The sequence below is a fragment of the Halolamina salina genome, assembly GCF_042678005.1.
Taxonomy (GTDB): domain Archaea; phylum Halobacteriota; class Halobacteria; order Halobacteriales; family Haloferacaceae; genus Halolamina; species Halolamina salina.
This window is the reverse complement of sequence record NZ_JBHUDH010000012.1, coordinates 43,025-43,591: the sequence shown is the minus strand read 5'-3', so window position 1 is coordinate 43,591 and position 567 is coordinate 43,025. Positions and strand designations below refer to the sequence as shown.

The following is a 567-nucleotide window of genomic DNA, read 5'->3' as shown; positions in this document are numbered from 1 at the left end:
GCTTCGAGTGCCGCGCGTACGTCCGGCCGCCACGACTCGTCGAAGCCGCCGCCGATCGGGGCGATCCCGATCAGCAGCGCGTCCACGTCCTCGTCGATCTCGGTGAAGGAGCCGACGATCGGCGCGTCCGGGACGGTGTCGGTGTGGTCGCGGACGCGGCTGCCGGCGGTGTCACGGTCGATCACGGCGACGGTCTCGTCGTCGCTGTAGCGCATCACCCCGAGGGCGGTCTTCGCGCGGTCGGGGAACTTCTCGTGGGCGAGGATCGCGAGCCGTCTCTGTTCGGACATGGTGGAGGGATCGGGGAGCGGGGGTATAAATCGGTGGTCCGCGGTAGCACTCGCTTCGGTCGGCCGCGACGGTGCAGTCCGGGAATCCGACTGAACGGTCAGAGCCCCCGCACGCGGACGCTCCAGAAGTCGCGGAACGCCGTCTCGAGCGCTTCTTCGGGGTCGCCGGTCGCGTCGACGCGGGCGGTCGTGTCAGCGAGCTCGCGCAGTTCGCCGAGCACGCTGCGCTCGCCGACGATCACGACGCGATCGGCGTCGGTCGCGTGCTCCTTGACGG

At 70.4% G+C, this 567-nt stretch carries 2 protein-coding genes; both read right to left on the bottom strand.

All coding sequences use genetic code 11. The features are described from left to right. A partial coding sequence (locus ACFR9S_RS01800) for a DUF1611 domain-containing protein (RefSeq protein ID WP_379817920.1) occupies nt 1-290 on the bottom strand: 290 nt, incomplete at its 3' end. Nucleotides 291-388: 98 nt separating this feature from the next. Next, nucleotides 389-567: Vms1/Ankzf1 family peptidyl-tRNA hydrolase (locus ACFR9S_RS01795; protein WP_379817928.1), on the bottom strand; the 179-nt coding region annotated here is incomplete at its 5' end.